General features: G+C 60.2%; 5 protein-coding genes. 3 read left to right on the plus strand and 2 right to left on the minus strand.

The features are described from left to right. Positions 1-333: enoyl-CoA hydratase-related protein (locus EN750_RS27610; RefSeq protein ID WP_189526499.1), on the minus strand; the 333-nt coding region annotated here is incomplete at its 3' end. Positions 334-483: 150 nt separating this feature from the next. Here EN750_RS27610 and EN750_RS27615 point away from each other — a divergent pair. Continuing rightward, complete coding sequence (locus tag EN750_RS27615; protein WP_127398585.1) at positions 484-930, plus strand: PaaI family thioesterase; 447 nt, start codon at positions 484-486, stop codon at positions 928-930. 18 nt (positions 931-948) lie between these two features. On the opposite strand, the gene EN750_RS27620 is transcribed toward EN750_RS27615, so the two are convergent. After that, the gene (locus EN750_RS27620; protein WP_127398587.1) at positions 949-1,533 is read right to left on the minus strand and encodes a TetR/AcrR family transcriptional regulator; all 585 of its coding nucleotides are present in this window, start codon (positions 1,531-1,533) and stop codon (positions 949-951) included. A 113-nt stretch (positions 1,534-1,646) separates the two neighbouring features. On the opposite strand from EN750_RS27620, the gene EN750_RS27625 reads away from it, so the two are divergent. Further along, on the plus strand, positions 1,647-2,027 hold the full coding sequence (locus EN750_RS27625) for an SRPBCC family protein (RefSeq protein ID WP_210212773.1): 381 nt from the start codon (positions 1,647-1,649) through the stop codon (positions 2,025-2,027). Between the two features lie 280 nt (positions 2,028-2,307). Beyond that, on the plus strand, positions 2,308-2,772 hold the full coding sequence (rplM, locus tag EN750_RS27630) for a 50S ribosomal protein L13 (protein WP_013532205.1): 465 nt from the start codon (positions 2,308-2,310) through the stop codon (positions 2,770-2,772). Positions 2,773-2,829 lie beyond the last annotated feature (57 nt).

Consider the following 2,829-nt stretch of genomic DNA (forward strand, 5'->3'; position numbering starts at 1 on the left):
GGGATGGCGCACGATGGCCTGCATCAGCGTCGCACAAGCGGCAAACGTCTCTGCGAAGAAGGCCTTGCCATAATCGGCGTCAGTGCGGCGCGCCGTCATTTCCTTGAGATCATGGCCGGCGCAGAACACCTTGCCGGCCGCCGACAAAACGATGACGCGAACGGCCTTGTCGGCCTTGGCGCGCTCGAGTTCGGCCGTCAGCGCCGCCATCACCGCCAGCGACAGCGCGTTGGCGGGCGGATTGGCGAGCGCCAGGCGCAGCACGCCCTTGTCCAGTTGTGCAACAACCGGCCCTTCAACGGCGGCAGGCTTGATGGCAAGGATTTCGGCCATGGATAAGGTCTCCGCGATTCCGCCTGGGGCTGCCAGAGTATCTAATACCGGATCAGGTTTCGTCCAACACCGATCGCTTGCGCCAGGGGACGAAGGTTGTCAGAAATGCCGCGCCGCGCCCATACAGGTTGACCAGAACGAGAGACCGACATGCCCGCCCAAACCAATTTGAAGCCGGTTCTGACCGCGCAACAAGTTAATGCGCTGATGGAGACCGTCTATCCGCAGCTCAACGAGCAGTCCAAATATTTCGAGGCGATCGACGTGTTCCCCGGCGGCTGCACCGTGCGGCTCAACGCCGGCGAGCGGCACTTGCGTCCGGGCGGCACGGTGTCCGGCCCTTCGCTGTTCACGCTGGCCGACATTGGCGGCTACGTCTGCGTGCTCAGCCATGCCGGGCCGGATGCGCTTTCCGTTACCGTCAACCTCGACATTAACTTCGTGCGCGAGGCCGAGGCTGGGCCGATCGACGGCCACTGCCGCATCCTGAAGCTGGGCAAGAGCCTGATGGTGTTCGACATCGACATCGTTGCCGGCCCGGACGGGCACACGGTGGCGCACGCCACCGGCACCTATTCGATCCCGCCGAAGCGTTAGCCGAATTCCGGCCGCCAACTATTTGTCCGCCAGCGGTCCCAAGATTTGCAGAACCGTCTCGAGAATGAGGCGACGCAAATTTGCAGGCCTATCGAGGTGACTGGCGATGAGCAGCCCATCGCTGGCAACGGTGAGGATATCGGCGGTGGTTTCGGAATCCGAACTGCCGTCGGCCACAAGCAGGCCGCGCAGCAGGTCGCGCTTCCAACGCCTATGCTCATCGATCGCCTGCCGTACCGGATGGCTCGGGTCGGGATATTCGGCGGCAGCGTTCAGAAACGGGCAGCCGCGGTAGCCAGGCTGGGCGGCGGCGTCCGCAACAAGATCAAAGATAGCCAGGATCGAATCGCGCGCCGATCGCTCGCTGATCTTGTCGATCATCGCCCTCCCTTGCCGGCTTTGGTTCTGAATGTACGCGCGGACGAGTTCATCCTTGGCCGGAAAATACTTGTAGAAAGTGGCCTTGGCCACGCCTGCCTCAGCGATAATCCGGTCGATGCCGACCACGTGCACGCCCTCAGCATAGAACAGGTTCGTGGCTGTATCGAGTATGCGGCTGCGCGCAGCACTCTCCCGGCCGATGTCAGTAGCGTGGTCCACCATATCGAATACCCTTTGACGTCGACCCTTTTCCGACATACAGACAGACTTGTCTAGTAGACAAATCTGTCTGCTCTTAAACGAGAGGTGCCAAAGTGGGATCAGTTATCAGGGAAATGATAGTCGACGCATCGCCTGAGAAGGTCTGGCAGACCGTCGGCAACTTCGCCGAAGGGCCGCGACTGACAACGCCAGATATTTTCGTGGATTGCCGGTTGATCGAGCCCGACTTGCGGCAAATGACCTTCGCCGACGGCAACGTCGTGCGGGAGAGGCTTATAGCCCGCGACGAACAGGCACGCCGCATCGTCTGGGCGTGGGAAGGAGAAGAGGTATCGCACGACAACACCTCCATGCAGGTCTTTGCAGAGAACAATGGATGCAGCCGGTTGGTGTGGATTCATGACACCTCGCCGGACGAGCTCTGCGGCTGGCTTGCCGCGGCGATGGACCAAATTGGGCCGGAGATCCGCCGCTCGCTCGAAAGAGCCAACTAAAGATCGGACCGGTCAAAGAACGTTCCGTCCATGCTCCGGAACGTCCTTTTCTCGTGGTATTATAATACCGATCATATAACCCATTGTTTTTGCATAAGCTTTTAGGAATACTCTAGCAACTTCAGCCTTGACGCGATCACCACCCTCGCCTATAAGCCCTCACGAAGCAGCGGCCCGCAAAGGCCGCCGTTTTGTTATTGGCGGCGGGCAGCGTCCTTCCGACAATCCAAGCAACAAGAAACGCCTTCTCTTATGAAGGTCAGAACCGAGAGCAGAAAACATGACAACCTTTTCGCAGAAGCCTGCGGATGTGGTGAAGAAGTGGATCCTGATCGACGCCGAAGGTCTCGTCGTCGGTCGTCTGGCCACTGTCATCGCCAATCATCTTCGCGGCAAGCACAAGCCGACCTTCACCCCGCATGTCGACGACGGCGACAACGTCATTGTCATCAATGCCGACAAGGTGGTGTTCACCGGCAAGAAGTTCACCGACAAGGTCTATTACTGGCACACCGGCCACCCAGGCGGCATCAAGGAGCGCACCGCGCGCCAGCTGCTCGAGGGTCGTTTCCCCGAGCGTGTCGTCGAGAAGGCCGTTGAGCGCATGGTCCCACGTGGCCCGCTCGGCCGTCGCCAGATGAAGAACCTGCGCGTCTATGCAGGTGCCGAGCATCCGCATGTCGCACAGCAGCCCGTCGTGCTCGACGTGGCCAAGCTGAACGCCAAGAACAAGAAGGTCGCATAAGATGGCTGAGCTTTCCTCGCTCGCAGAACTGGGCGCCGCCACCGGCAACACCAATAC

Origin of the sequence: Mesorhizobium sp. M7A.F.Ca.ET.027.03.2.1 (genome assembly GCF_003999175.1) — a bacterium.
GTDB lineage: Bacteria > Pseudomonadota > Alphaproteobacteria > Rhizobiales > Rhizobiaceae > Mesorhizobium.